The 25,834-nt window shown below is 59.5% G+C and carries 23 protein-coding genes and 2 pseudogenes; 15 read left to right on the top strand and 10 right to left on the bottom strand.

Annotated elements, in window-relative coordinates; genetic code table 11:
- Nucleotides 1-6 precede the first annotated feature (6 nt).
- Complete coding sequence (locus EOS_RS11985; protein ID WP_047846859.1) at nucleotides 7-1,374, top strand: c-type cytochrome; 1,368 nt, start codon at nucleotides 7-9, stop codon at nucleotides 1,372-1,374.
- 21 nt (nucleotides 1,375-1,395) lie between these two features.
- Here EOS_RS11985 and EOS_RS11980 read toward each other — a convergent pair whose 3' ends face one another.
- Nucleotides 1,396-2,130: an SDR family oxidoreductase gene (locus tag EOS_RS11980; protein ID WP_047846858.1), complete on the bottom strand. Its 735-nt coding sequence runs from the start codon at nucleotides 2,128-2,130 to the stop codon at nucleotides 1,396-1,398.
- 141 nt (nucleotides 2,131-2,271) lie between these two features.
- Between EOS_RS11980 and EOS_RS11975 the strand changes: the two genes are divergently transcribed.
- On the top strand, nucleotides 2,272-3,195 hold the full coding sequence (locus tag EOS_RS11975; RefSeq protein WP_326972919.1) for a LysR family transcriptional regulator: 924 nt from the start codon (nucleotides 2,272-2,274) through the stop codon (nucleotides 3,193-3,195).
- Nucleotides 3,196-3,419: 224 nt separating this feature from the next.
- Here the strand turns inward: EOS_RS11975 and EOS_RS11970 are convergent, their stop codons facing one another.
- Nucleotides 3,420-4,751: an aminotransferase-like domain-containing protein gene (locus EOS_RS11970; RefSeq protein WP_047846857.1), complete on the bottom strand. Its 1,332-nt coding sequence runs from the start codon at nucleotides 4,749-4,751 to the stop codon at nucleotides 3,420-3,422.
- Nucleotides 4,752-4,842: 91 nt separating this feature from the next.
- Between EOS_RS11970 and EOS_RS11965 the strand changes: the two genes are divergently transcribed.
- Together EOS_RS11965 and EOS_RS11960 are read left to right on the top strand one after the other, a co-directional pair.
- Nucleotides 4,843-5,439 carry a DJ-1/PfpI family protein gene (locus EOS_RS11965; RefSeq protein WP_047846878.1) on the top strand — a complete coding sequence of 199 codons (597 nt, stop codon included), beginning with the start codon at nucleotides 4,843-4,845 and terminating at the stop codon, nucleotides 5,437-5,439.
- A gap of 249 nt (nucleotides 5,440-5,688) precedes the next feature.
- Nucleotides 5,689-6,096, top strand: a complete 408-nt coding sequence (locus EOS_RS11960) for a hypothetical protein (protein WP_047846856.1) — start codon at nucleotides 5,689-5,691, stop codon at nucleotides 6,094-6,096.
- A 140-nt stretch (nucleotides 6,097-6,236) separates the two neighbouring features.
- On the opposite strand, the gene EOS_RS11955 is transcribed toward EOS_RS11960, so the two are convergent.
- Complete coding sequence (locus tag EOS_RS11955; RefSeq protein WP_235442789.1) at nucleotides 6,237-6,716, bottom strand: dihydrofolate reductase; 480 nt, start codon at nucleotides 6,714-6,716, stop codon at nucleotides 6,237-6,239.
- 367 nt (nucleotides 6,717-7,083) lie between these two features.
- On the opposite strand from EOS_RS11955, the gene EOS_RS11950 reads away from it, so the two are divergent.
- A complete protein-coding gene (locus EOS_RS11950) occupies nucleotides 7,084-8,040 on the top strand; it encodes a hypothetical protein (RefSeq protein WP_047846854.1) in 957 nt (318 codons plus the stop codon).
- Nucleotides 8,041-8,256: 216 nt separating this feature from the next.
- On the opposite strand, the gene EOS_RS11945 is transcribed toward EOS_RS11950, so the two are convergent.
- Complete coding sequence (locus EOS_RS11945; RefSeq protein ID WP_047846853.1) at nucleotides 8,257-8,826, bottom strand: hypothetical protein; 570 nt, start codon at nucleotides 8,824-8,826, stop codon at nucleotides 8,257-8,259.
- Between the two features lie 402 nt (nucleotides 8,827-9,228).
- Here EOS_RS11945 and EOS_RS11940 point away from each other — a divergent pair, with 402 nt between their 5' ends.
- The 3 genes from EOS_RS11940 (at nucleotide 9,229) to EOS_RS11930 (ending at nucleotide 11,475) form a co-directional block, all read left to right on the top strand.
- Nucleotides 9,229-9,906, top strand: coding sequence for a methyltransferase family protein (locus EOS_RS11940; RefSeq protein WP_047846852.1), 678 nt, complete (start codon nucleotides 9,229-9,231; stop codon nucleotides 9,904-9,906).
- Between the two features lie 568 nt (nucleotides 9,907-10,474).
- A complete protein-coding gene (locus tag EOS_RS11935) occupies nucleotides 10,475-10,807 on the top strand; it encodes a cupin domain-containing protein (protein WP_047846851.1) in 333 nt (110 codons plus the stop codon).
- Nucleotides 10,808-11,103: 296 nt separating this feature from the next.
- On the top strand, nucleotides 11,104-11,475 hold the full coding sequence (locus EOS_RS11930; protein ID WP_047846850.1) for a hypothetical protein: 372 nt from the start codon (nucleotides 11,104-11,106) through the stop codon (nucleotides 11,473-11,475).
- Between the two features lie 381 nt (nucleotides 11,476-11,856).
- Here the strand turns inward: EOS_RS11930 and EOS_RS11925 are convergent, their stop codons facing one another.
- The gene (locus EOS_RS11925; RefSeq protein ID WP_053063846.1) at nucleotides 11,857-12,861 is read right to left on the bottom strand and encodes an HAF repeat-containing protein; all 1,005 of its coding nucleotides are present in this window, start codon (nucleotides 12,859-12,861) and stop codon (nucleotides 11,857-11,859) included.
- A 1,739-nt stretch (nucleotides 12,862-14,600) separates the two neighbouring features.
- Between EOS_RS11925 and EOS_RS11920 the strand changes: the two genes are divergently transcribed.
- The gene (locus EOS_RS11920) at nucleotides 14,601-16,532 is read left to right on the top strand and encodes an SMP-30/gluconolactonase/LRE family protein (RefSeq protein WP_047846849.1); all 1,932 of its coding nucleotides are present in this window, start codon (nucleotides 14,601-14,603) and stop codon (nucleotides 16,530-16,532) included.
- 99 nt (nucleotides 16,533-16,631) lie between these two features.
- On the opposite strand, the gene EOS_RS11915 is transcribed toward EOS_RS11920, so the two are convergent.
- A complete protein-coding gene (locus EOS_RS11915) occupies nucleotides 16,632-17,546 on the bottom strand; it encodes a LysR family transcriptional regulator (RefSeq protein WP_047846876.1) in 915 nt (304 codons plus the stop codon).
- A 92-nt stretch (nucleotides 17,547-17,638) separates the two neighbouring features.
- Between EOS_RS11915 and EOS_RS11910 the strand changes: the two are divergent.
- The 3 genes and pseudogenes from EOS_RS11910 to EOS_RS11900 all read left to right on the top strand — a co-directional run.
- Nucleotides 17,639-17,827: pseudogene (locus tag EOS_RS11910) on the top strand (SDR family NAD(P)-dependent oxidoreductase); the annotation flags it as partial.
- 20 nt (nucleotides 17,828-17,847) lie between these two features.
- Nucleotides 17,848-18,477 (top strand): glutathione S-transferase family protein, encoded by a 630-nt coding sequence (locus EOS_RS11905; protein WP_047846847.1) that lies wholly within the window; start codon nucleotides 17,848-17,850, stop codon nucleotides 18,475-18,477.
- A gap of 65 nt (nucleotides 18,478-18,542) precedes the next feature.
- The gene (locus tag EOS_RS11900) at nucleotides 18,543-18,905 is read left to right on the top strand and encodes a nuclear transport factor 2 family protein (RefSeq protein WP_047846846.1); all 363 of its coding nucleotides are present in this window, start codon (nucleotides 18,543-18,545) and stop codon (nucleotides 18,903-18,905) included.
- A 91-nt stretch (nucleotides 18,906-18,996) separates the two neighbouring features.
- Here the strand turns inward: EOS_RS11900 and EOS_RS11895 are convergent, their stop codons facing one another.
- Entirely contained in the window at nucleotides 18,997-19,575 is a 579-nt protein-coding gene (locus EOS_RS11895; RefSeq protein ID WP_047846845.1) for a TetR/AcrR family transcriptional regulator, read from the bottom strand.
- A 121-nt stretch (nucleotides 19,576-19,696) separates the two neighbouring features.
- On the opposite strand from EOS_RS11895, the gene EOS_RS11890 reads away from it, so the two are divergent.
- The 3 genes from EOS_RS11890 to EOS_RS11880 all read left to right on the top strand — a co-directional run bounded on the left by EOS_RS11890 (nucleotide 19,697) and on the right by EOS_RS11880 (nucleotide 23,302).
- Nucleotides 19,697-20,674, top strand: a complete 978-nt coding sequence (locus tag EOS_RS11890) for an SDR family NAD(P)-dependent oxidoreductase (protein ID WP_047846844.1) — start codon at nucleotides 19,697-19,699, stop codon at nucleotides 20,672-20,674.
- A 413-nt stretch (nucleotides 20,675-21,087) separates the two neighbouring features.
- Nucleotides 21,088-22,116: a hypothetical protein gene (locus EOS_RS11885; RefSeq protein WP_047846843.1), complete on the top strand. Its 1,029-nt coding sequence runs from the start codon at nucleotides 21,088-21,090 to the stop codon at nucleotides 22,114-22,116.
- A 325-nt stretch (nucleotides 22,117-22,441) separates the two neighbouring features.
- Complete coding sequence (locus tag EOS_RS11880; RefSeq protein ID WP_047846842.1) at nucleotides 22,442-23,302, top strand: class I SAM-dependent methyltransferase; 861 nt, start codon at nucleotides 22,442-22,444, stop codon at nucleotides 23,300-23,302.
- A 21-nt stretch (nucleotides 23,303-23,323) separates the two neighbouring features.
- Here the strand turns inward: EOS_RS11880 and EOS_RS11875 are convergent, their stop codons facing one another.
- From EOS_RS11875 to EOS_RS11865, 3 genes and pseudogenes are all read right to left on the bottom strand, one after another.
- Nucleotides 23,324-24,298, bottom strand: a complete 975-nt coding sequence (locus tag EOS_RS11875; RefSeq protein WP_047846841.1) for a Dyp-type peroxidase — start codon at nucleotides 24,296-24,298, stop codon at nucleotides 23,324-23,326.
- A 272-nt stretch (nucleotides 24,299-24,570) separates the two neighbouring features.
- A complete protein-coding gene (locus tag EOS_RS11870) occupies nucleotides 24,571-25,299 on the bottom strand; it encodes an SDR family oxidoreductase (RefSeq protein ID WP_200908635.1) in 729 nt (242 codons plus the stop codon).
- 90 nt (nucleotides 25,300-25,389) lie between these two features.
- Nucleotides 25,390-25,834, bottom strand: a pseudogene (locus EOS_RS11865) (3-beta hydroxysteroid dehydrogenase); the annotation flags it as partial.

Raw genomic sequence — 25,834 nt, 5'->3', positions numbered from 1 at the left:
ACGACCATGACAACGAAAAAACATCTCCAGGTGGCGTTGGTGTCGTCGATGATCGCCGGCGCCGCATGGGCGGGTTATGCGTTCGCGGACAACCTCGCTTCGACCCCGGTCGCCGGTGCTGCGGTCACTGTCGTCGCCGGCATTCCGGCAGACCAGCGGCAACTGGTTCAGCAAGGCCAGTATCTCGCGAGCGCAGGCGACTGTATCGCCTGTCACACGGCCAAAGGTGGCAAGCCCTTTGCCGGCGGTCTGGGAATCGCTTCGCCAATCGGCAAGATCTATTCGACGAACATCACGCCAGACAAGGACACGGGTATCGGCAACTACACGCTCGAGGACTTCGACAAGGCGCTGCGCCGCGGCATCGCGAAGAACGGCGTGACGCTGTATCCGGCCATGCCCTACGTGTCGTACGCCAAGGTCAAGCCGTCCGACGTGAAGGCGCTGTACGCCTATTTCATGTACGGCGTGCAACCGGCCCCGCAGGCGAACAAGGCGGCGGACATTCCGTGGCCGCTGTCGACGCGCTGGCCGCTGTCGTTCTGGCGCATGATGTACGCGCCACCTGTCGTGACGGACGAGTTGTCCGCTTCGAACGATCCGGTCCTGCGCGGCAAGTATCTGGTGGAAGGTCTCGCGCACTGCAGCGCCTGCCACACGCCTCGTGCTGTCACGCTGCAGGAGAGGTCGCTGACGGACGACGGCAAATGGTTTTTGTCGGGCGGCGTGATTGACGGATACCTCGCGAAGAGCCTGCGTGGCGATGCAAACGACGGTCTGGGAAGCTGGAGCGAGGCGGAGATTGTTGAGCTCCTGAAGAGCGGGCGCACCGCTCATTCGGCCGCGTTCGGGGGTATGGCGGAGGTGGTCGAGGACAGCACGCAGCACATGAGCGATGCCGACCTCACCGCTATTGCGCGCTATCTGAAGACGCTGGCGCCGGTCGCCGCGGGCCAGAAGGCAATGGTCTACGACGATTCGGCCGCCAAGGCGCTGCGTACCGGTTCCGGCAGGGGTAACGGTGCACTGACCTTCCTCGACAATTGTGCCGCCTGTCATCGCACAACCGGCAATGGGTATGGCGGAACGTTCCCGAAGCTTGCGCAAAGCACGACGATCAATACGGCAGACCCTACGTCGTTGATCCACCTCGTCCTGCTTGGCGGGCAGATGCCATCGACCCGGACGGCGCCGACGCACTACGGCATGCCTGGCTTCGACGATCGTCTGACCGATCGGGACGTGGCCGACGTGCTGACCTTCGTGCGTTCGAGCTGGGGTAATCACGCTCCGGCGGTGAGCGCCGAACAGGTTGCGAAGGTTCGCCGGGCGGTAGGCGCCGCTGGGCAGCCAAAGCGGGCTGAGAACGACTAGGCAGGGAGTTTTCGTTCGCACTCAGACCTGCGTCATAAGAGGACGCACGACGATCTCGTTGACGTCTACATCATTCGGCTGCTCGATCGCGAACTGGATCGCGCGGCCGATGGCGTCCGGCTGGATCGAAAGTTTGCGGTATGCCTTCATCCTTTCCCGCGCCGTCTCGTCGCTGATGGTGTCGGCGAGTTCCGATTCCACTACGCCGGGATACACGCAGGTGCAGCGAATCTTGTCGGACTCTTTGCGCAAGCCTTCCGAGATCGCGCGCACCGCGAACTTGGTCGCCGCATAGACCGCCGCAGTGGGTTGCACCACGAACCCGCCCACCGAAGACACATTGATGATGTGCCCATGACCTTGCGCCTCCATTCGCGGGAGTGCCGCAGCAATGCCGTGCAGCGTCCCACGAATGTTGACGTCGATCATCCAGTTCCATTCGTCGATCTTCAGCGCTGACAGCGGAGAAAGCGGCATGACGCCCGCATTGTTGACAAGCACGTCAACTTGCCCGAACTCGGCACAGGCGAATGCAACGAACGCTTCCATATCATCCGGATCGACGACATCGAGCTTGCGATAACGCACGCTGCCACCGGCGCTTTCAATTTCTTCCGCGAGGGTTTCCAGTCGATCCGTACGGCGTGCGCCGATGACTACACGCGCGCCGCTTGCGGCCAGTACCCGGGCCGTGCTCTCGCCGATGCCACTCGATGCGCCGGTGATCAGCACAACCTTGTTTGCCAGTGATGCCATTTACAACCTCCGTTGGTATGCGATGAGGAACGGCGCGCCACCACCGCGTGCCGCCGAATCCGTGATCCACGGCGCCAATGTACCGACGCGCGATCATGAGATAAAGTAGCAAGCATTTGACGCGGCGTTGAATGCCATAGGATGATGAAAAGAGGCGAACTGGACGACCTCGCGGCTTTCGCGGCCGTTGCACGCGAGCGCAGCTTTACGCGCGCCGCTGCCGGACTGAGGCTGTCGACCTCGGCGCTCAGCTATGCGATCAAACAACTCGAGGCTCGCCTTGGCGTACGCCTGCTCGAGCGCAACAGCCGCAGCGTCCGTCCGACCGAAGCGGGGGAGCAACTGCTGAGCACGCTTGCGCCGGCGCTTGCCGAGATCGGCGCAGCGCTGGAGGACCTCGGGCGGGCACGGCATATCGTGTCAGGCACGGTTCGCCTCACCGCGACTCGCCATGCGTATGAAAGCGTAATCCGCCCGGTATTGACCGGCTTTTGCACCGACTACCCGGAGGCCACCGTTGAAGTCATCATCGACTATGGGTTGCGCGACATCATTGCAGAACGGTTCGACGCGGGCATTCGCATCGGCGAGAAAGTCGAGCAGGACATGATTGGCGTGCCGGTCGGCCCCGAATTGCGGATGGTGGTCGTCGCGGCGCCTTCCTACCTGGCACGGCACCCATCGCCGGAAACGCCGCGGGACCTGATGCAGCATCGCTGCATTAACTATCGGATGATGAGTTCAGGCGGCATCTACGCTTGGGAGTTCGAAAAGGACGGGCGCGCGCTCGAAATAAAAGTGAATGGCCCGCTGGCCTTCAATGAGCCCGAGCTGATGCGCGATGCTGCGCTGGACGGACTCGGCATCGCTTATATTTTTGAAGCGCAGGCAAGGCCTTATATTGCGTCCGGCCAGCTTGTCCATCTGCTTCAAGACTGGACGCCTGCTTTCCCTGGCTACTATCTCTACTACCCATCTAGAAAACAAGTGCCACCGGTGTTGGGCGCCTTTATCGCGGCAATCCGCAAGTCGCCTTCTTATTTCACCGCCGAGCCGAACCGCTAGTCCCGCGATATGCCGTTTGAACGCGCGTTGGATCAATTCTTTAGACATCTGTGAATGGCTGCTATGTAGAATTCCGACTGTTGCTTGAGGGTCGCGTGCCGTCCTCGGCCAATCCTCACACCCCGTCCGCTCCCGGCCGCCTGGAACGGAACCTGCCAAGCAGCCCCCGGAAAAGATTTGGCCAGCGAATCCTGCCTGTCGGATTGCGCCGCCGTATCCATGGGTCAGTAGGTCTGGTCGGCAACAACGCGGGCCACCGTTTCCAGGGACTGTTTTAGCGTGGGCAGGCTGACGGAGCCGAGCGCCAACCGGATGGCATGAGGCACATGCGCTGACGTTGCGAATGGATGGGCCGTCGACACGGAAATGTGCTCGCGTATCAACGCCATCGCAATCGCGTCTGCCCGAACCTCCTGTGGCAGAGGAAGCCAGACAAAGTACGACGCGGGATGACTGATCCGTTTCAGCCCGCCCAGCACTTCAGCGGCAAGGCACTGGCGCAGCGTGGCATCCCGCCGTTTGTCGGCTTCAAGCCTGGCCACGGTGCCGTCCTCGATCCAGCCGCAGGCGATAGCCGTCATGGTCGCCGGGGTGTTCCAGGTAGTTGCCCGGATGGCCCGTTCAAGCCTGGGAGCCCATTCGCGCGGGGCGCAGACGAAGCCGACGCGCAGTCCGGTCGCGACACTCTTCGACAAGCTCGACACATAGACCGTCGTCTCCGGAGCAAGCGATGCCAAAGGAGGTGGGGCGCCTTCCGCCAGGAACGCGTAGGCTGCGTCCTCGATGAGCATCAGTCCATGCTGCCGGGCGATGGCGACCAGCTCCCGACGTCGCCTTGCGCTCATCACCCAGCCGAGCGGGTTATGGAGCGTTGGCATCGCGTACACGGCGCGTACTCGCCGTCGCCTGCACAGCGCCGCCAATGCGTCCAGATCCGGGCCGTGCCCAGCGGCCGGAATTGGGGCGAGTTCCAGCCGATTGGCCTCGGCGGCAAGCTTGAATCCCGGGTACGTCAGGGCATCCACGGCCACCACGTCGCCGGGCTCGAGCAAGGCCATGGCGGTTGTCGTCAGCCCGTGCTGCGCACCGCTCACGAGCAATACGGTTTCAGCCGATGCCGCCAGTCCTCGGCTGGTCAGGTGGCGCGCCACGGTCGCCCGCTCGTGCTCGCGCCCGCCGTGGGGCTGGTATCGAAGCAGGGCCTCCAGGTCGCCTGCGGCTGCGAGCTGGCGCAGTGCTGCCCGGAAAAGGTCTGCCTGATCCGGCAACGAGGGATAGTTGAAGCTCAGGTCCACCGTGTCAGCGCTCCAGGCATGCAGATCAATGCCTTGACCGCGAGGGAGCGCCTCCTTGACGAACGTGCCGCGACCGGTTTCTCCGCTCACCAGGCCCATCGCTTGCAGCTCCGCGTAGACGCGCGTGGCCGTGACCAGCGCCAGTCCTTCGCGAGCCGCGAGATCGCGGTGCGTTGGCAGCCGCGTCCCGGAACGCAGCCGCCCCTCACGGATATCGGCCGCGAGACGGTCGACCAGTTGCTTGTAACGAGGCTGAGGCATGCCTGAACGTATCCATGACAATTATTTGAATGTATTGATTATCGGTTTTACGATGGCGCAATACAACGTCTCCACTCGCACGAGGCCCCCCATGCACATCGCCATCCTGACCTTTGAAGGTTTCAACGAACTCGACTCGCTGATCGCGCTCGGCATTCTCAACCGGGTCAAGCGGCCCGGCTGGCGGGTTTCGATCGCCAGTCCGGCGGAGAAGGTGCGCTCAATGAACGGCGTGGTGATGGAGGCGCAAGCGTCGCTAAAGGACGCATGCGACGCGGACGCCGTGCTGGTGGGTAGTGGGATACGGACCCGGGACGTCGTCGCCGATGCTGCGTTGATGTCGCAACTGAGGTTCGACCCGGCGCGCCAGTTGCTGGGCGCGCAGTGCTCGGGAACGCTCATACTTGCGAAGCTGGGCCTGCTGGACGACGTTCCGGCCTGCACTGATCTGACCACCAGGCCGTGGGTCGAGGAGGCAGGTGTGGCTGTACTCAATCAGCCGTTCGTGGCCAAGGGAAACGTCGCGACCGCCGGCGGGTGCCTGTCGTCGCAGTATCTGGCGGCCTGGTTCATCGCACGACTGGAAGGCGTCGAGGCTGCACGTAGCGCGATTCACTATGTGGCGCCAGTTGGGGAGAAGGAGGTCTACGTGACGCGCGCGATGGCGAACATTTCGCCGTTCCTCTAATGCGCACTGAGTCTCGACTTAGGAGGATCCGAAGCTAGTCACCCATTGAGCCGACAAGACATGGCTCTTCTTGCCTGGGAGAGTCGAGACGGCTCCGTATCGCAGGCTCCTTCGGCCAACAAACGACATGCGACGTCGCCATCCAGATCGTCGACAATCACCCGGCGACACGAGCCGATAGCGGCCATCGCGAAATTTGATTGAAATGGATGTGACCAGGACACTTAGGAGCACTAGAGGAGAAGCACGGTGTTTGCGATCAAGGCAGAGATTTCCGATCCACGTGTGAACGCGTTCACGTTTACCGCGCAGAAAACAATGTACGGAGGTAAGCATATTGCCAAAGGAGACACGGTTTTCGTGTTTGCGAGCGAAAATGAAGGCGGGCAAGGTCTTATCGCGCGTGGCATCGTTACTTCCGTCGAAGCGATCGCGAAGAAGCATGGCGTAACCCGGCAAACGCCTCGTGTGAGTATTTCCGTCAGACGTACTGCGCTCGCGGAGCGAACGTTGGGACGAAGCGACCTCAAGCAATTCACCGACTGGAATGACGGCCGTCCCGGGACTGAACTCAATTTCAAATTCTATCGTCAGGCAACGAACAAGATCGTTGGTATCTCGGAAGAAGCGGCGGCGTTTCTCAGTGGATTCTTCTAGCGCAGTCGACTGCTAGCAGCAGAGGTCGGTCGGGTACGGAAGTTCGTCATCCGGCGAGACCCGTGATGTTCGGACTGACCGTGTACTTCCGGGTTCGGCCAGGAAGAGGCCTTCGGCACCTGGTTGAAAATACGTGGCAGCTACCGCTCAATGCCGCTTGTCTCCGGGTTGAGCACTCGGTGATAGGTAAAGAACGTGTAGCGAATAGGGGCACTTACGTCGACCTTTTCTACGCAGTGGAAGTCGCTGGGCAGTTCAGGGAACCTTGTGTCCCCTGCCGGTTCCAGATCGACCTCCGTGAGATAGATCGCGTCCGCGTACGGCAAAAACAGGCGGTAAATCTGTGCGCCGCCAGCGATGAAGATTTCTTCCCGTGAATCGTGAGCGATGACCTCCATCGCGTCCTGCAAAGTTCGGCACGTCGACACTCGTTCGGCGACGGGCACTTGACTCCCCAAGACGAGCACGTCCCGATTCGGCAACGGACGGCCTATCGACTCGTAGGTGCGCCGGCCCATCACTACCAGATGCCTCTCGGTCAGCAGACGAAAGCGCTGCTGCTCCCCGGGCACCCTCCATGGAATGTCGTTGGCCGACCCGATCACCCGATTCGTGGCCATGGCGGCCACCATTGAAATTCGCTTTCCCCGCAGCATGGGTCGCCTCGCATTTTCGTGACGAACATATTCTAACGACCGGAAACCGGACGAACTATCGTGCCAGCGAATGGCTACTTTTCGGGAAATCGTCGGGCCGCAACGGGTCGATGGACCGATCGCCATCCGTCGCTGTTCGGCCAGGAGCGGTCAGTCGACATCATGGTGTAGATAGTCGACAATCGAAGATCAACATGGGCCAAACTGCGGCAAATCCCTGTTATTAACCAGAGCGCCGGACAGCCATACGGGGCGTTCGACGGAGAGGGTCAGATCGCCGACAACCGAATGGGCCGGTCCACTATCGCCATAGATGTATACCGAGGAGAACATGCAAGCTGATTGCGCATTTCCGATTCAAACTGCGTTGCATGGCTATCTAACTGCGATAGGCCTTCCTTGGAATTGCTCACGTGGTTCGCTGGAGGAGAAATTCGGAACACGACAACACGCCGCTTACAGTTGGGAGGTAATTGAGATTGTCACGCACCTCCCGTTTGTGCGTGGCTTGCTTTGGCCACTTTCAGCCCAGGTTTTTCCTCAGTTTTCTGCGGCGATGCCTGCGACCGAGTTTTCAGGCAATGCCTATTTCGTGAACGATGCTCGTGACAACCTCCAACGTACCGTAGAACAACTGGTGCCAATCCTTGGAGAAGGCAAAAAAACACGGACATCGAACACCGTCGGACATGAGTGGAGGTTTGGTCCCGCTTCGGTGGAACTGTATGTCTGGCCGCCCGAGATGCAGCAGTTTCCCGCTACTAATCCGGCCCACTTAAGGGAACCGAGGCTAAAGGTAGCGTGCCATATAGGCGTCAAAACCGGCTATCGTCGTCCGTGCAGTGCGAAGGATAAAGTCGCGATCGAAAGCTTTGTGCCGGTGGCCCCTATCCCTGGTGACTTGTCAACGATGAGGCGCGCCCAGTGCCGCCCCGCATCGCAGAGTGAACTGGAGTTCATCAGGTTACTTGATGGGGATGTCGGCACCAAGTATGGATGGATCGGTCGCTCAGACGACTGTTCTGCGCTGATTTCTTTCGGTTCGGAACTCTACGTGGTGCCGATGGAAGATGTAATTCAATTTGAAGTTGTGCGAGTACGCCCCGCAAAGGGACCTGGTGGTTCATGGCTGCAGGTGCAGTGCCGAAGTAAAACGTCGCAGAATGAACTAAAAAATCTCACGATCTGCGAGGCGGAAGGGCCTGACGATCTGAGTGAACTCACTGCGACGATAGCAAGGGCCATCGGGAAGCCATTTGCGTTGCTGCCTTACGCCTCCGACTGCTAAACGTGCACAAACGGTTTCCATCGATTGCGACGTTGTAAATGTCCGCTGTCGGGAATTGCGACCATCTATAGTGGGTCGACTTATGCGTTTCGCATGTTCGCTGAGATCGGCGATTGATCGAGGCCCGCGTCGGCCCGGGTTCGGCCAGTCTCGGCCGCTGGTTCGTGCCGTCGTCAGGCCATTCGTACGTCTGCTCCGTCACAAGCAACGGACCTGTTATTCGGGGATCTTTATGTTGAACTCGGGAGGCGCACTCGAATTAAACGTCAGACGCCCACCATTCTTCAAGAACTCGTTTGCTTCCCGGCCGATCCAGTAGACGTTGATTTTTGCCACAAAATTTTTCTTTAGGCCCGCCGCAAACCTTCTCATCAATCTTTGAGCGGCAGGATCGTCCGACCAAGTTTGAACGAGGCCATTGATAAGTGTGCCGTCCGACCAGAAGCCGCCAGCATTGAATTCAACGCACTCGCGGCAGTTACCCGCCTCATATGCGGTATACCATTTGCCACCATCAGGCAAATTCTTGCCGATATGTCTGGTCATCGGCGTTACCCCGGTTGAGTGCTCTACTACGAGATACCTTGCGCAATTCACCGTTTGGTTTGCAGCCGCGACCCCAAGATCGGGGATATCCCGTGCCGTCTCGTAAATTGGCGCGTCAGGTCCCGACATAGGATGAAAGTGATGGTGCGCAAGAATGTACTTCACCGCATCGGTGCTCTCCACGAGATCAGTTATCGATTGAATGTCGTTTTTTGACGCAAAAAAATGAATTCGCTTCATTCCCCAAATACTCTCTGGATCGCTTGGTTAGCCCGTGATTGCATGGACCCTCCTCGCTGGATTCATATTGGTTTTCTGCAGGAGCATTATGCCCCGAAGCTCAAGCGTGAGCCGATGGCCGACGACTTGTCGTATCGCGTGCCTCGTCGAACGGCCGTTGCCCATTCGTTAGCTGCCGTTGACTTTGTGCATGCTTGTAGGGCACCACACGGGTCGTGTACCGCCGATCGACGACAGTAGCCTTACAGGTGCGACCATTCCGCGCCGCCTTCCCATGCGCATAGTGGCAGGACGTCTTATCTAGTTTTTTTGGAGGCGTACGAACGCTGACATCATTGAAGACGAAAAGGTGAAGCTTGTCGAAGCCATGGCGACGACTACCGAGTACCGGAAAATTGTGCTATGAAGAATCTCAATGCAAGAGCATGGCTCGCACTTGCCGTCCTCGCTGGTGTGATGGGTCTTCTGCTGTTCGTCCCCGCCGGGACCGTTCATTATTGGGAAGCATGGGCGTACTTGTCGATCTTCACAGGCACGTCGGTCCTCATTACGCTCTATCTCATGCGAAAGGACCCGGCGCTTCTTGAGCGTCGGATGAGGGGCGGTCCGACGGCGGAGAAGCAACCCGCTCAGAAGTTCATCATGCTGTGCACTTCAATCGCCTTCATAGCCCTTCTTGTCGTGCCAGCGTTTGACCACCGCTTTGGTTGGTCCACCATGCCACTCGAAGGTGTTCTGGCCGGGGATGCGCTCGTTGCGATTGGTTTTTATCTCATTTTCCTCGTGTATCGAGAAAACCCGTTCACGTCGGCAATCATCGAGGTCGCTGAGAATCAGGAGGTTATTTCGACCGGGCCATATGCAGTCGTTCGCCACCCGATGTACGCGAGTGCATCCCTGTACCTTCTCGGCACACCGCTAGCGCTAGCCTCGTGTTGGGGATTTGTGCCAATCGCCGCGATGATGCCATGTCTGATATGGCGGCTCATTGACGAAGAACGTTTCCTTGCCAGGAACCTACCCGGTTATACCGCATACCAGAAACGGGTCCGGCATCGCCTTGTCCCATTCGTGTGGTAGTCGAGCCGGGTGCGTTGCGGCGTGCAACCAGGCACGTGTGCGAAAGGTTGAGGCATAAAGCCATGCGCATCTCACTGCGAACGTTGAACGTCAGCTTCGGAGCATTTAGTCAGGCCGCTCAGGGTCGCGTGTTTCCGATCCCCTTTAGGCAGAGGTCCACCTGCGGACACTCGCGATGAGGCCAACGCGATATTGTCATATTCTGGCGAATGCAGGACCCAGCGCCGGCGGACGGGCCCCCGGGGTGCGAGACGCCACTTGCCCGATAATTCTTCCATCCCGGACACAAACAAATAGCGGCGCAGCCAGCCAGAAGAGGACAACAAGATGTAGTTCAAGCAGCTTACCCTCATGCAGATCGCCGATATTATCCTCGGGCGAGGCGAGCGAACTGAACTCGCTTGGCATTTTGGCGATCGCTCATTTGCTTCTAACATCGGCCAGTCGCCTTTACTGATTCTTATGCGCTACAGTTGCAATGCGTATCCATCCGGCGATCAGCGAGCGGCTCCCGACGCTGCTCGACGGTCTTGCGCGTGTGAAGTGAAAGTTGACGTGAGGTCGAGCCATGCAACTTCAATCGGGTAACCTGTTCAGCTTCGAAGCGAAGCGCGGCGGCGAAGAGCGCATCGACATGCTCATCACGGGGCAGCGCCTGAACGTGGAGCGGATCGTATCCATGGGACACACGAGTCCCGAAGGGTTCTGGTACGACGACTCGCGCGCCGAATGGGTTGTACTGCTGTCGGGCGCGGCCGTGCTCGAGTTCGAAGAGGACTCGACGCTGCACGACATGCGTCCCGGCGACTATGTGCTGATCGAGCCGCATTGCCGGCATCGCGTTGCGTGGACGCATGCCAAAGAGCAAACCGTCTGGCTTGCGATCTACCACGAACGCTGAATCGAGCGCTGATTCATACGCCACATTTGACCATCGTCGAGAGTTCAGACAGCCGAGGTGTTGTCCAGTGCCGCAGTTAGTGAAAGCTGGCTCTCTGATTTCGCTCTCGGCCTAGGCTGGCAGCCGCGCTTGGCAGCGCTGACCTCGTATTTCCGGGTCCGGCCAGGAACGGCCTTTGGACAGGTACGCTCGAATCGTCGACAATCAGCAAGGCATCCACTTTAGATCTTCCGCATAGCTGCACGCGATGGGGGGCGGGTAGATCAAGTATTAAGTTCGGGGCGCTGACCAAAAGAATGAAAGGAAGACATTTTTTAATCGATGCGCGTATCTATCTGCGCGAGTGGGGCGTGCCGTTTGCAATCGTCATTGGCTTGATTGCGCTTGGCATTGCTGGCTATCTTTATATGGCTCATCACTTCGAGACAGAATTTGCGGATCGTTCGATGCATCACGCTTATTCCACCATTGAGCGCATTGACATGTATCGGCCTGGACCGAAGCAGGGATTCCGCGCGGTGGAGGAATTCGTCTTCCGGGTTCAGGGGCAGGAGGTCGAATATCCTGCACCATTTCATGCTGAACCGGGCCAGCCGGTGAAAGTCGACTACACGATTGGTTTGAGCGGCAAAGTCTATGTTTGGAAGGTCGACCGAGGCGAGCCGTAGGCGAAAGTTTCCCTTTCAGCTACAAGCAGAGTCCACTTTGTAGGGTTGACATGTGCCCGCCAAGCGTCCGCTAACGAGACAGTCAATTGTCCGCGATGGGTCTTCGGCTGTTTGGCATCGGACCGGGCCCAGCCACTACGGTCGCTGGCACGAACGTCCGCGTGGACATGCGAACAGTGGCTTCGCCCCGGAAAACGGACCGTCGCACTTCCACGGCAGCTGCCACGTCGTCGGCCAAAGCAAGCCGCCCGGGCGCGGAAAGTAAGTGGCGGCCAGTAACCGCACCGTACACGGCACGTCAGGACGAAAAGGGCCGCGAGACCACGCGCTATGCTGGTCCCGCAGTTTCAACAATTTTTGTGAACCACTAGAGATCGGCAGTCATCTTTCTCGTGTCCAAAGGATAGCGTGCGACGTGGAGTTACCCGCGATCTGGCCGCTCTCGGTGATCCCGACAGCTTCGCTGAAGTTGTCCCCGGGGAGCGTGCCTAGGTCGGTCATCACCCCGTGTTCAAACAGAAAGGCGTGCGGGGAGTACGGGTTGGTTCCGGTATCCGACTCGCCGACCACCTGGCCGCGATTGTTGATCCCAAAAGCGTTACTGTAGTTGCGACCGGGGAGCGTGCCCAGGTCAGTCATCACCCCGTTTTCAAACAGAAAGGCGTGCACGTACCCGCTTGCGGTAGACGACACGCCGACCACCTGGCCGCGATTGTTGATCGCCTGAGCATGGCTGAGGCCGCCACCGGAAAGCGTGCCCAGGTCGGTCATCACCCCGTTTTCAAACAGAAAGGCGTGCGCGTACCCGCTTGCGGTGGTCGAGTAACCAACCACCTGGCCGCGATTGTTGATCCCAAAAGCTTCGCTCTCGTCGCCACCGGGGAGCGTGCCCAGGTCGGTCACCACCCCGTTTTCAAACAGAGAAGCGTGCACGTACCCGCGCAGGTTGGACGAGTAACCGACCACCTGGCCGCGCTCGTTGATCCCGGCAGCTACGCTGAAGTTGCCACCGGGGAGCGTACCCAGGTCGGTCATCACCCCGTGTTTGAACAGAAAGGCGTGCGTGTTCCCGCGCGCGGTGGTCGAGTAACCGACCACCTGGCCGCGATTGTTGACCGCGGGAGCTCCGCTGTAGTTGCCACCGGGGAGCGTGCCCAGGTCGGTCACCACCCCGTTTTCAAACAGGGTAGCGTGCGTGTTCCCGCTCGCAGTGAGTGAGTAACCGACCACCTGGCCGCGCTCGTTGATCCCGAGAGCGTTGCTGTAGTTAAAGCTACCGGGGAGCGCGCCGAGATCCTTGATGATGAAACTTTGGCCTGCGGCAGGCTGGAATGCGGCGACCGCGAGCAGGGTGAAAGCAATCAGGGCGCGGCGGACATAGTGCACACTGCTAATCCCCTTTCCTGGGACATAACCTGGATCGCGACCGGCCACCTGGCCGTAAGCGCGCCGAATGCTTTTTGACAAAGATGCGGCCAATAAGAGGGAGGCAGTCCTCACGGTCCCACCTACGACCTTGGGCAAGCAACGGCGAGAAGCCAAGAGTGGGCGTGTAATCATGTTCACGGCTCCATTTAGCTGAAAGACTATTGGGTGTCGGTGAAGCCGAGGGTCGGCAAGCGTTTGTTCAGCTCCAAGTGCGTTCTGCGGATTTGCAGTGCCATTTCGGACTCCATATGAATCTTGGACAGAGAGCATTGCGGCATACATTGCTGGATGACCACGCAAAGCGATCTTAACCATCCTGGAGCATGGCCTATTGCCGTTTCAACCAAAGCGGGCTCTCACAAGCAAAGAGAGACCAAGGGCAGGCAGGCGCCAGATGCCTGCTAAAGCTAGCTGAACTTCCGACAACTCACTACCGGACAGTCAGGGGCATATGCACCAACATCGACATGGACGTCGGCACGACTTCGATTTATGTGAGGCACAACGGGGTACACCTTGCGTCTCGATCTAGGCGAAGGGCGATAGAAAGTCGAGTTTTTTGTAAATAATAAAATCCGGTATATATGCCGTTCTCGCATCTGTATCGGGATAGATTGCGCTGGCTTGCATCAGAAAGCGCACATGGCTAGTTCGGATTGCTGGCCGGCACAACCTGGACATTAGAGCTGATCCACCATGGATCAGCGTGGTCAATGACGAGATCGCCCATTATCCGCTTCCCGTGTTGGAAATTAGAAATGTGTACAGATAGAAGTTATTGACCAGTCTAGTCTATGGAGTGCTTTTTTCAACTTATTAAACAGTGAGGCAGATTAATGACAATGCAAAATTGCGACGACTTACCTTTGCTCGATAGTGGGTTAAACGATAGCTCGGGTTTGAGCGCTCGACCCGCTGGACCTCTTACGCCCAATGCGCGAAGGACGGCAGCACGTGGCGGTATGTAGCGAATCCCACACGGCGCCAACGGAGACAAAAACACCTGATCAGGTTGCCGACATAAGCTTCTTCGAGTTCCTGCGGCAGCTGGGGTACAAGGCCGGGATGCACGGTGGCGTCGTCAATGTGGCGGATCGCTTCATCTCCAGCAGCAAGACGTGCTCGGATTATGTTGCCGGACGATTCGCTGCTTCGTCCGTATACATCGTTTGTGTTCTGAGTCCGTATGGTAAGGGTCGAAGACCGAACAGTTATTGTTGAGAGCATTGCTCTTTCTTGGCAAGAACGAAGTTGAACGAATTGAACTTGATCCATTTCTGGGAAGCTTATCAATTTGTAGCGAGCGAGCCGCTTACGGTCGTGTCATCTTGCGAGAACCCTGATTTTATTTGCGAGCGTCTCACTGGCAATGAGGTTGGTGTCGAACTGACAAAATTTCTCGTGACCCAAGCGATGTATTCTGGGAAAAGGTACTTGACCGTAAGGAACACATTGAACTGCACGAAGCTCTTGAGTACATCCGCAATTTGATCTAAAAATGAGGAGGCGCGAGTTGCCCGCTATTCGTCTCGTGTTAAAGAAGTCATTTTCGTCCTGCCACTTGTCGACGGTACGCTGGATGTAATACAGACTGCGCTAGATGGTCTCGGGAAAGATTTTACCGATCACGGATTTCAAGAAATCTGGCTGGCCGACCATTCACGTGAATGATCGCTACAATCCGGAGAGCATCAGTCATGGTCGAAAAAAAACGAATTCATGCTGCGCTCCTCGCCGCGGCGATCGCCACGATTGCGCCGGCCTGTCAGGCGCAAAACACCACCGAGTGGCTGGCGAACACCTATGGCACCCTCGCCGCCCACGTGGGTAACACCGCGCGTTCCATGTGGGTCGCGCCCGACGGCGTCATCTATACGGCCTCCATGTGGGACGAGTACGAGGGTGGCGTCGCTATCTACCAGGCCGGCAAGAGCCTCGGCTCGATCGGCACGCACGGCGAGTTTCAGGGCAGCGCGATCACGGGCAACGCGACGTCGATCTTCGTGGCACTGCAGCCCAGTGGGTCGTACGGAAGCGGTGCGGTGGGACGATACAACCGCACCACCAGGATTCGCGATCTTTTGATTCAGGTCAGTGCGTTGAACAACCAGCCTCGGGTCGACGTCATCACCGGACTCGCCACGGCGGGCTTGCTCCTCTACGCGAGCGACTTCTATGGCAATCGCGTCCGGATCTTCACTACCGACGGTGTCTGGAAGCGGGACATCAACGTCTCGGGCCCGGGCGCTCTCGCACTGGATGGAGCAGGCAACGTCTGGGTCGCACAGAAGAGTGAGGGCTCGATCGTCGGGTTCAGTCCAACCGGCGCCCTGTTGAACACCATCCGGATGCCCAGCGGGTCGCAGCCATCGGCGCTCTATTTCGATGCGTCGTTGGGGCAGCTCATGGCCGGGGACGAAGGCCCTGACATGAACATCAAGCGCTACAAGCTCTCGGGCACGCCGACGCTGGCCGGTACATTCGGCATTCAGGGCGGTTATCTAGACACCACGACGGGAATCAAAGGCCAGGTTGGCGACAAGCGCTTTACTCGCGTCGCTGGCATCGGCAAGGACACCGCAGGCAACCTCTATGTGCTTAACAACCCGTGGGGCGGAAGCTGGGACCTCGGCCGCGACGGCGGCACCGACATTCACTCCTACAACAGTTCTGGTCACCTGCAATGGAAGCTTCAGTCTCTCAACTTTGAGGGGATCGCCGCTCCGGACCCGGGTACCAACGGCGCCTACTTCTATGGAGGCACCAACATCTACACCGGCACCGCGGGGGGAACCTTCGTCGCGAACACTGTCGATCCGATCGACTATCCATCCGATCCACGCATCAACATCAACGATCGCTCACGGGATGAGCACTTCGGTCAACTCGCCGCCGTCGGCGCCAACCGGATCCTCGTGGCGTCCGGCCAGAATCCCGATACCTACTACTTCTTCCACTTCAATGCTGCGAATGGCTACATCGCCATACCGGACGCCACGCTTCCCGGTACGGCGTTCAAGACGACCGCATCGGTCAGGGACGGATTCTGCATCGACAGCAAGGGGGGCGTGTGGGCCGGCCTGGACAAGACCGGTTACATCTACCACTACCCGCTGACCGGCTTCGACGCCAGCGGCAAGCCAACATGGGGACCCGGTATCCCCATCCGCATTCCCGAGAGCATCAAGCCGTTGACGCGCGTCGTCTACCTCGCGGACAGCGACACCATGATTCTCGGACAGGGCATTGTCGAGAGTACGGACTGGACGTCGATAGGCACGCGGATCGAGGTGTATCACGGCTGGAGCGCGGGCAACACCACGGCACCCAATCCGGTGATCAACCTCACCCACGCCAACGCCAAGTCGATTGACGCGGCCGGCAGCTATCTATTCGTTGGCTACTGGTTCGGCACCGGGCAAGCTTTGCCGAACATCGACGCCTTCAATCTCGCTACAGGCAACCTCGACGCCACGCTGGTCAACACCAGTAAAGGTACCGTGGACGCCAGCAGCGCCATCGATTCGATGTACGGCATCAGGGCATACCTTCGATCAACCGGCGAGTACGTGGTCACGAAGAACAACGTCAAGGGCTCCAGCATCACCGTTTATCGCTGGACGCCCTGATCGTGCGTTTCGTCCATGATGCAGATGGTTAAGCGTGTTCTTGCGACGCTATCTGCTCTGCTAGCCTGCACTATTTCGAGATGTACCCTGCGGACGCCATCACTTTGCGCTCCAATCTGCCGTGGTCAGCTTGGTGATGAAGAAGTCGGCCAGGGCGCTAACCTTTGCTGGTCGTGCGCGGGCAGTGGGTGTGACGAAATAAAGGCCGCCTTCGGGCAAGCGCCAGTCAGTCAAAATCGGTTCAAGCCGATTGTCGGAAAAGTACTGCGTCGCAACAAATTCAGGAAGTTCAGTGATGGCAAGTCCCGCGAGGACCGTGGGCAGCAAAGCTTCCACGCTCGTTCCTCGCAACGCCCCGGTTGGTGTAACCGCGCATTCCTCGCCACTTTTGTGGGTAAAGCGCCAAACGTCGCGCTTATTCCTGTTCGTGTAGGTAAGACACTGGTGGGTGCCTAGATCTTGTGGGTGCTGCGGACGACCATAGCGATCCAGGTAGGCAGGGGATGCCACGACAAACCGGCGCACGTGTGCAATGTGACGCGCGACGAGAGATGAGTCTTCCATGATGGCGATGCGCAGGGCGGCATCGAAGCCTTCCCCAATCAGATCGGCATGGACATCCGTGAGATGAAGATCCACGGAAATGTCCGGGTAGGTCCGGAAAAATTCGGGCAGCTGCGGGGCAACCCACCGAGCGCCAAAAGTGAGCGGCGCAGCGAGCTTGACGAGACCACGCGGTCGGCTTGAGGTCTCACGGGCGACATCCTCGGCCTCTTCGGCGTCGGCATAGATTTTGGCCGCTCGTTCGGCGAGTGTGTGGCCATAGTCCGTGAGTGCAAGTCGTCGGGAGGTACGGTTGAACAGTCGGCCTCCCAGCCGCTCTTCAAGGCGGGTAACGGCCCGAGAGACCGTGGCGACCGAGACGCCCATGGCCGTGGCCGCCGCAGCGAACGAACCTTCTTCGGCGACCTTCGCGAACATCGCGAGCCCTTCGAAATCCGGGAGCTTTGACATCGACAATCCTGCAACGATGGTTTTCATTCATTTCTATTTCGAAAAATAGCATCCCGCCATAGATTTGTCTCACCCCACTTAGGAGATAGATCGTGGTACGCAGACTCGAAGGAAAAATTGCCGTCGTCGTCGTCGTCGTCGTCGCCGGCACAACCGGCATTGGCCTAGCCACCGCCAGGCGTTTCGCAACTGAAGGCGCGCAGGTCTTTGTTACCGGCTGCCGTCAAGCCGAGCTCGATGCGGCCGTTGCCGTGATCGGGCCGTGGGCCGCTCCAGTCCGCCACTAGGAAAAAATACGACAATGATTGAAGTTCTCGCATTCTCCACGCCCAACAGCGTCAAAGTCCCGATTGCATTGGAAGAGATGGAGCTCGACTATCGGCTCGTTCCCGTCAACCTGCGCGAGGGCGAGCAGAAGACCGACGCCTTCAAGGCGATGAATCCCAACGCGAAAGTCCCCGTTCTCATCGACCGTTCCGTTCTCGGAGATGGCGATGTGGTCCTCAGCGAATCCGCCGCGATCTTGGTCTACCTTGCTGAGAAGACCGGACAACTTCTTCCGAAGAATGGCCCCCAACGGGGCAAGGTCTTCGAGCAACTCTTCTTCCACGCGTCCGGCCTCAGCCCGGCGTTCCTCCAGGCGTTTCTGATCGCGATTCAGTTGCCGCCCCAACCCGAGGCCCAAGCGCGCGCGCTATCGGAGGTTGACCGGGCGCTGGGCGTGCTCAATCACGGCCTTAAGCATCAACGGTACGTTGCAGGTGACGCCTACAGTATTGCGGACATCGCCCATTTCGGGTGGGCGTGGCGCCATCAGGCGGTCGGTGCAACCCTCGACAAGTTCCCATTCGTCGCTCGGTGGTACGCCGAGATCTCGGCTCGACCTGCGGTCGCCAGAGGCATCGCAAAGACCTTGGCGCTTGCTGAGTGATCCATAGCATCGATTTCAAGTGGTAGGCGCTTGAGAGACAACTACTTGCCTTAAGGAGGCAGCCAATGTCCAACAGTATTTCGACCCTACTGAGACGCAATCTCGACGTCTTCGGTGAGAACGATCCCGTGCGCCGGCGCGCGGTCATCGACGAAATTTTCACCGAGGATTGCGTGTTCCATGACCCCAACACGGGCACCTACCGCGGCCGTGACGAGATCGATCGGATCGCGGGCGTGATCAAGGCAACTCACCCTGACTTCCAGTACCAGCCAATCGCCGAGCCCGATGTGTCGGGCGATGGCGGGCGGATCCGATGGGTATCCGGCCGTCCAGGTGAGGCTCCAGCTTACGCTGGAACTGACTTCATCGTTGCCCGGGAAGGCCGTATAGCCGCCGTTTATCTCTTCTTCGACACGCTGCCCTAAACGGGTCGCTATGGGACTGGCAGCTCGCTGCCAGTCCCACCAGTGTCGATGAAAGCGGGACGGACTATCTATAAAGGGTCGGCTACGGAAATTACTCCGGCGGGCGCGATCCGAGCAACAGGATATCCACTAGCCTTTTTGCACTTTGCTGCCAGTCGGGGGCCGACGCGACATTTGAAACGCCTACGAGAGCGCGAAGGAGATCCAGTGGTTCAAGATCGGAGCGGATGTCGCCGCTGGCGATCGCGCGCGCAACGAGCGACTGGATCGCGTCCTTGATCTGGGCGCCGGACGATTCGAAGAGTTTCGTCGGACCTCCGACGATTGAATTCAATGCGGGCGCGATGATCTTCTTCGTAGCGATGTAGTCGATGAAAAGCAACATCCAGGACCGCAACGCATCAAGCGCGGACAGCGAATCGGACAGCCTTTGCTCTTCCTCCGCCAGCTTCGCCACCTCGGCGCGATAGACACTCTCAAGTAGCGCCTCGCGAGTGGGAAAGTGCCGGTAGAGCGTGCCGGGACCGACGCCCGCTTGGCGCGCGACATCCTCGAGGCTGATGTCGCCCCCCGCCCGTGTGAACGCCCTTTTCGCTTCTTCGAGGATGCGCTCGCGATTGCGGAGCGCATCGGCTCTGGGTTTCCGTTCTTTTGGCGTCGAATCGTTCATTTACACCTTGAATGCTTGCAAGCGGAGGTCGGCTCCGTTTAGTATCTGATAAAGCGGAGGGAAGCTCCGTTTTATCCCGGGCCGGGAATGGCGTCAATTTTATTGTGATGGAGCGGCAAACATGGCTGAGAAATTTAGTGCAACTTCGACGACAGACGACGTGCTCTCAGGCGTCGATCTTCATGGCAAGCGAATTCTTGTATCGGGTGTTTCCGCGGGGCTGGGCGTGGAGACGGCGCGGGCACTCGCAGCGCGCGGGGCGAATGTTATCGGGGCAGCCAGAGATCTGGAAAAAGCAAAGCAGGCGATTGCTGAAGCGCGGCGCGAAGCGGCCACGGCGGGAGGTAGCATCGACCTGCTGTCATTGGATCTCGCCAGCCTTGGGAGCGTCCGGGCTTGCGCCGACAAGTTGCAAGAGGAAGGCAAACCCCTTGACGTCATTATTGCGAATGCGGGCGTGATGGCGACGCCCTTTGGCAAAACAGCAGACGGATTCGAAACGCAGTTCGGTACGAATCATCTGGGACATTTTGTGCTCGTGAATCGCCTGGCCTCGCTGATCCCGTCCGACGGTCGAGTGATTGTACTGGCATCGTCAGGGCACCGTTTCGCGAACGTGGACCTCGACGACCCCGGCTTTGAGCGTACGCCTTACGACCCGTTCCTTGCATATGGGCGCGCCAAGACGGCGAATATCCTTTTTGCGGTTGCATTCGATCAGCGACATCGGGGGCGCGGCGTTCGGACAGCCGCAGTTCATCCCGGCGGGATTCGAACAGAACTGGGCCGTCACATGGACGAAGGCCAAATGACGGTGCTTCTGGAAAGGATCAACAGTCAGCTTGCGTCAGAAGGGAAAGGGCCCTTCCAGTTCAAGACTGTCCCGCAGGGTGCCGCGACTTCGGTATGGGCCGCCGTGGTGGCGTCGGCCGAAGACATTGGAGGTAGATATTGCGAGAACTGCCATGTGAGCGAAGTCGTTGCCGACGATGTTGTCATTACACCCGTCAGCGAAGGCGTTCGACGCTATGCGCTTGACGCTGCAGCCGCCGACGCGCTCTGGCGCAAGAGTGAAGAGATGGTTGGCGAATCGTTTTGACACGCACCACGGGCGCTGCCGGACCGTTTTTCCGCTGTGAATTAATAGTTTCTTTGTCGCGGCGGCAAAACGCAGACAGCCTCATTGCAAGTTGCAGGGCGGGCGACCTGCTCGCCAGCTTCCTTGCGTGCGAAAAGGAACTTCTGGAATCGGCCAATTCGAGCCGCTCAGACAGGCGTTCCGACCGTTCGTTGCTGGCCTGAACGAGCCAATCATGCGTTAAAAAACCGGTCATTCATATGCGACATACGGCCATAACACGTTAGCACACCGGACTACCGTTCGATATCGATGGGTGTTCCCTCGCATCGCCCGCCAAAACACAGGTTACAACTGCCGGAACTCCGTTCGGCCTCCGCCCGGGGTCTATGCTTAATTGGCGCATTCGCACAATATGACCTAGGAGGCGTGTCATGAAACCCGCGCTATGTGTCGCCGTCGTCAGTATGCTGTTCGGGGTCCCACTGGCGCACGCCGCCTGCCCCAACGACGCCGTCTTCCACGTTTTCGTTGATCAGATTCGCGGTTACTCCTTGCGCGCCAACGGAGCGACCGAGCCCTGCCAGGTGCTGCAAGGGCCGCTCACCACGCTCATGACCGCTGGAGCGACGGTGATCGACAAGAAGGACTCCTTTCACGTCGCGCAGTTTCTTACCAGCAGCACGGTCGACATCTTTCCGCGGAAGGCCGAGGGCAATGAGGCGCCCAGTCGGTCGTTCATGTTGACGATGACAAATGACCTGCTCAGCATCGCGGTGGATTCCCACCTCAACGACTTCGTCCTGACCGTTCGCCCCTCGGAGGCGGGGGTGCTGGTCGCTCCCGCCAACAGCTCTGGGCCTTTACCCAATCCGATTCACATTACCGATCCGAATATCGTCCAGTACGTGAGCATTGCGATTGACAGCGACGACAATCTGCTGATTGCGGGTTATGACATACGGGGGGCGACGATCATCGACTCGCTTGGCACGAGTCGGAGCATTACCTCGCCGCCGCTTCTGCGCAGCCTCACGGGTAGCAAAACCGGCCTGCTGCCGGGGGCCGGACTTTTCGCAAGGAACAACATCACGATCGCTGTCGATCCGCGTACGGACGAGTTATTCGTCTACAACCAGACCTCGGACCAGACGCAGATCCAGGTGAGCGTTTTCGCCACCGAGGCGAACGGCGACGTGCCGCCGGTACGGACAATCAGCGGTCCAGCCACGGGAATCACTGGCTCTGACTTGCCGGGAAACAAGATCGCCATCTCCTCGGACGGGCGGCTCCTTGTTGCCGAGCCGAACCTGCGCATTCTCGCGTTCGCGCCGGGGGCAAGGGGCAATGTGGCGCCGTCTCAGGTCATCGAGGACTCCACCTCCGGTCCAGTCACCCAGGGCGGGATCGCGGTCCGGTCGAGAGGAGGCCGGCAACATGATGGAAATGACGATGATCAATGAAACGGACGAAGCCGGTGGCAAATAATCCGATCAAACTTAGACCTCTAGCGTCGAACGCCCGCTTTGGGTAAATCTGAAGGTCTGTTCAGGATCACCTTCGGCCGATCGCGAAAGACAAACTCTGCCACCATGAAGAGACGTCCGCGCAGATCGATCAATTTTTGAAGCCAACCGGAAAGGGCCGACGGCCCACATTTCGCCGGCCCGAAAACGCGGACATAAACGGGATGTAGAAGGGATATAAACAGATGAGCCAGTCAGTCAACGGTGTAAAGCTGATCCCGGGCAAGGCCGAGGCGAAGACGAACAAACAGGATTGAAAGTCATGAACGGCAAGCGAGATGTAGCGCCAGACAGCACTGCAGCGCGAGTCGCCTTGTGGCGCGCTTTGCATGTCGAGGCAGACCCCCCGCCGCATGTGCTGGAGGACGAAATCGGCCTTAAGCTGCTGGCCCCGGACGAGGGCTGGCGTAGCCGCGGGGACATGGACCCGCAGTTCACGCGTCCGTTCCGCGCATCGATCGTGGCTCGTGCTCGCTTCATTGAGGACCTGGTCGTGGAACAGGCCGGCCGCGGGCTTGGTCAGTATGTCATCCTCGGCGCCGGCCTTGACAGCTTCGCACAGCGCAGGCCGGAGATCGCGTCCCGCCTCAGGGTGTTCGAGATCGACCAGCCAGGTCCTCAGGCATGGAAGCGTCAGCGCCTGATCGAGCTCGGCTTCGGCGTCCCGGACTGGCTGCACTTCGTGCCGGTGGATTTCGAGGCAGGGGGGAGCTGGCGAGACGGGCTCGTGACTGCCGGCTTCGATGACAGCAAGCCGGCAATCGTGGTCTCCACGGGCGTCAGCATGTATCTCACCAAGGAGGCGAACGCGGCCACGCTGCGCCAAGTCGCGGCTCTCGCTCCGGGGTCGACGCTCGCCATGACGTTCCTACTCCCGCTGGAACTGGCGGACCCCGAGGTACGTCCCGGGCTTGAGATGGCGGAGAAGGGCGCGCGAGCCAGCGGGACACCTTTCCTCAGCTTCTTCACCCCGCCGGAAATCCTGGCGCTGGCCCACGAAGCCGGCTTTAGAGAAGCACAGCACGTCTCGGCCGCCGATCTTACCCGGCGCTACTTCGCGGGCAGGACAGATGATCTGCGCCCGCCCAACAATGCAGAGGAACTGCTGGTAGCAAATACATAGCTGCCCGCGCGAATGACCGTTTCACCTCGCCGATTCATTACTCGAAAGCTGCGGGTTGCGATCCGCGAGCGCCTCAAGCAAGGAGGCCGATGGAACAAAAAACAGGCCCCCGGTGACCGCGCGGCTGTAATCGAGAAGCCGGTCGTAGTTGCCGGGGGGGCGTCCGACAAACATGTTCTCGAGCATCTGCTCGATTGGCTCGGGCGAACTGGCATAGCCGATGAAGTAGGTTCCGAACTCGCCCGCGCCCGGGCGGCCGAATGCCATGTTGTGACGCAGAATTTTCACTTCCTGGCCGTCCTTTTCGATCGTCGTCAGTGAGCTGTGCGAAGACGAAGGCTTGACCCCTTCGGCGAGTTCGACATCGGACAATTTCTTGCGGCCGATAATGCGTTCCTGTGCCTCGACTGAAAGTGAGTCCCAGCCAGCCATGTCATGCAGGTATTTCTGCACCATCACATAACTGCCACCCCCAAATGCTGGATCCTGATCGCCAATCGCAGTGAAGTCGGCCGCCTCGCGGCCCCTCGGGTTTTCCGTGCCATCGACGAAACCCAACACGTCGCGCAGGTCGAAATAGCGAAAGCCTTGTACTTCATCGACCACTGAGACCGCGTCGCCTAACCGCGCCATCAATTGGGCGGCGAGTTCAAAGCAGAGATCCATATGGTCTGCGCGAATGTGCAGCAGGAGATCGCCCGGCGTGCCAATGGCGCGACGTTTGCCTTCGCCAAACTCCCGGAACGTATGAAGGTTCGCGGGGCGCGGCGCGCCGAAAAGCGTGTCCCAACTGTCGGAGCCGAAACCGCACACGCACGATAGTTCGCCCGTGGGAGCGCGCGTGCCGACCGCGCGAACCAGAGCGTCGATGTCGCCGCACAACGCGCGCACCGTGCTTGCATTTTCGAGGCCGGGATTGAGCGTGGCGACAATGAAAATGGCGCTGCGGGTGAGGGAATTGCAAACAGCTTGCGGTTCTGGGATGTCGTTAGGCATCGGATGAATATGCTCCACTTGTTAAGGATCCCGGCACCAGTGGGTCGGGTGCTTTAGGGAAGGCAGGACTCCGTTGGGGGTTCTGTTTTAACAAGGTTAGTAAATTCTGGAGATCGGCGCGAGGTTGAAGACGATTTCTGTCGAGTGTTTGGCGCCCCGAGCGCTGCTCGGTCGGGTCCCACGTGACGCCTTCAAGGTCCGGTATCGCAACCGCCCGCAATCACGCCGGGATCCGATCCTCCGCCATACCGATGCCGTTCTGACGCGGCTTGTCAGACCAGCAAGCCGCCGCCGTCGACGGGCAGGATTTGTCCCGTCGCGTAGCCGTTGAGCATCAGGTACACATAGGCCTTCGCGGCCTCCGCCGGCGCCGCGCCGCGGGGCACGGGCAGGGGCGCTACCATCGGCTGCAGCATTGCCTCCGGCATCTGCTTCACATGCTCGGTGAGGACGATGCCCGGACACACGGCGTTGACCCGCACCGGGATGAGATCCATCGCCAGGCCGCGGGTCAGGTATTCGAGAGCTCCCCCAAGGGCGGTCGGCATTGGCGCGCCTTTCCTCGGCCGATGCGTGAGCATGCCGCTCGTCAGCGTGATCGAGCCGTCCTGGGCGATCGTCCGGCAGCCGCGCTTGACCGCCGCGAGCACGCCCCAGAAGCGTACGTCCAGGAGCTCTCGCGCCTGCGCCAGATCGAGGTCTCGCGAGGAAGCGAAGAACATCGATCCGCCCCAGTCACCTGCCGTTATTGCCAGATGATCGAACGCGCCGAGCGCTCCGAAGAAGCCGGCAACGCTGGCCTCGTCGCGCAGATCGACGGTACGACCGGTCGCACCTGGCAGGCGCTCAACGGCCGCACTGACGTTCGCCTCGGCGCTCGATCCGATGACAACTGCGGCGCCCTGAGCGCGCGCGAGTTCGGCAACGGCGAAGCCGATTCCCGACGCGCCGCCAATGACAACCACGCGCTTTCCGTCCAGTGACATCGCTGTGTCGGTCATCCTGGTTCTCCTATGCAGCTGAGGTCTTTGTTGCGAATGCCGGGAGAGCCGCCGCCACGCTGATCCTTGGCGGCGCTCTTTCGTCGAACGTCAGGGATGCGCGTAGTAGCCCGGCTGGTCGATGTCGGTGAGAAGGTCTGGGCCGGTTGGCGCCCAGTCCAGCATGGCGCGGGTCCGTGCGCTTGATGTCGGCAGGTCTGCGCCGATAAACATGCCGAACCATCCGAAATGTGCCGCCGCGTCGTCGTGGGACTTGGCGACAACGGGTATGCCGAGCCGGCGGCCGATCACCTCGGCAATAGCCTTGAACGGCACGCCTTCCTCGGCGACCGCATGATAGGGACCATCGATGGCGCCGCGCTCAAGCGCGAGCCGGTAGGCGCGGGCCGCATCGAAGCGATGCACGGCGGGCCAGCGGTTGATGCCGTCGCCCACGTAGGCCGACACACCCTTCTCGCGCGCGATGCTGATCAGTCTGGGGACAAAGCCGTGATCGCCCTCGCCGTGAACGGACGGCGGTAGCCGCATGGCGCTC

Origin of the sequence: Caballeronia mineralivorans PML1(12) (assembly GCF_001028175.1) — a bacterium.
Lineage (GTDB): Bacteria > Pseudomonadota > Gammaproteobacteria > Burkholderiales > Burkholderiaceae > Caballeronia > Caballeronia mineralivorans.
Note: the sequence above shows the minus strand (reverse complement) of the source record. Positions and strands in the feature narration are given on the sequence as shown.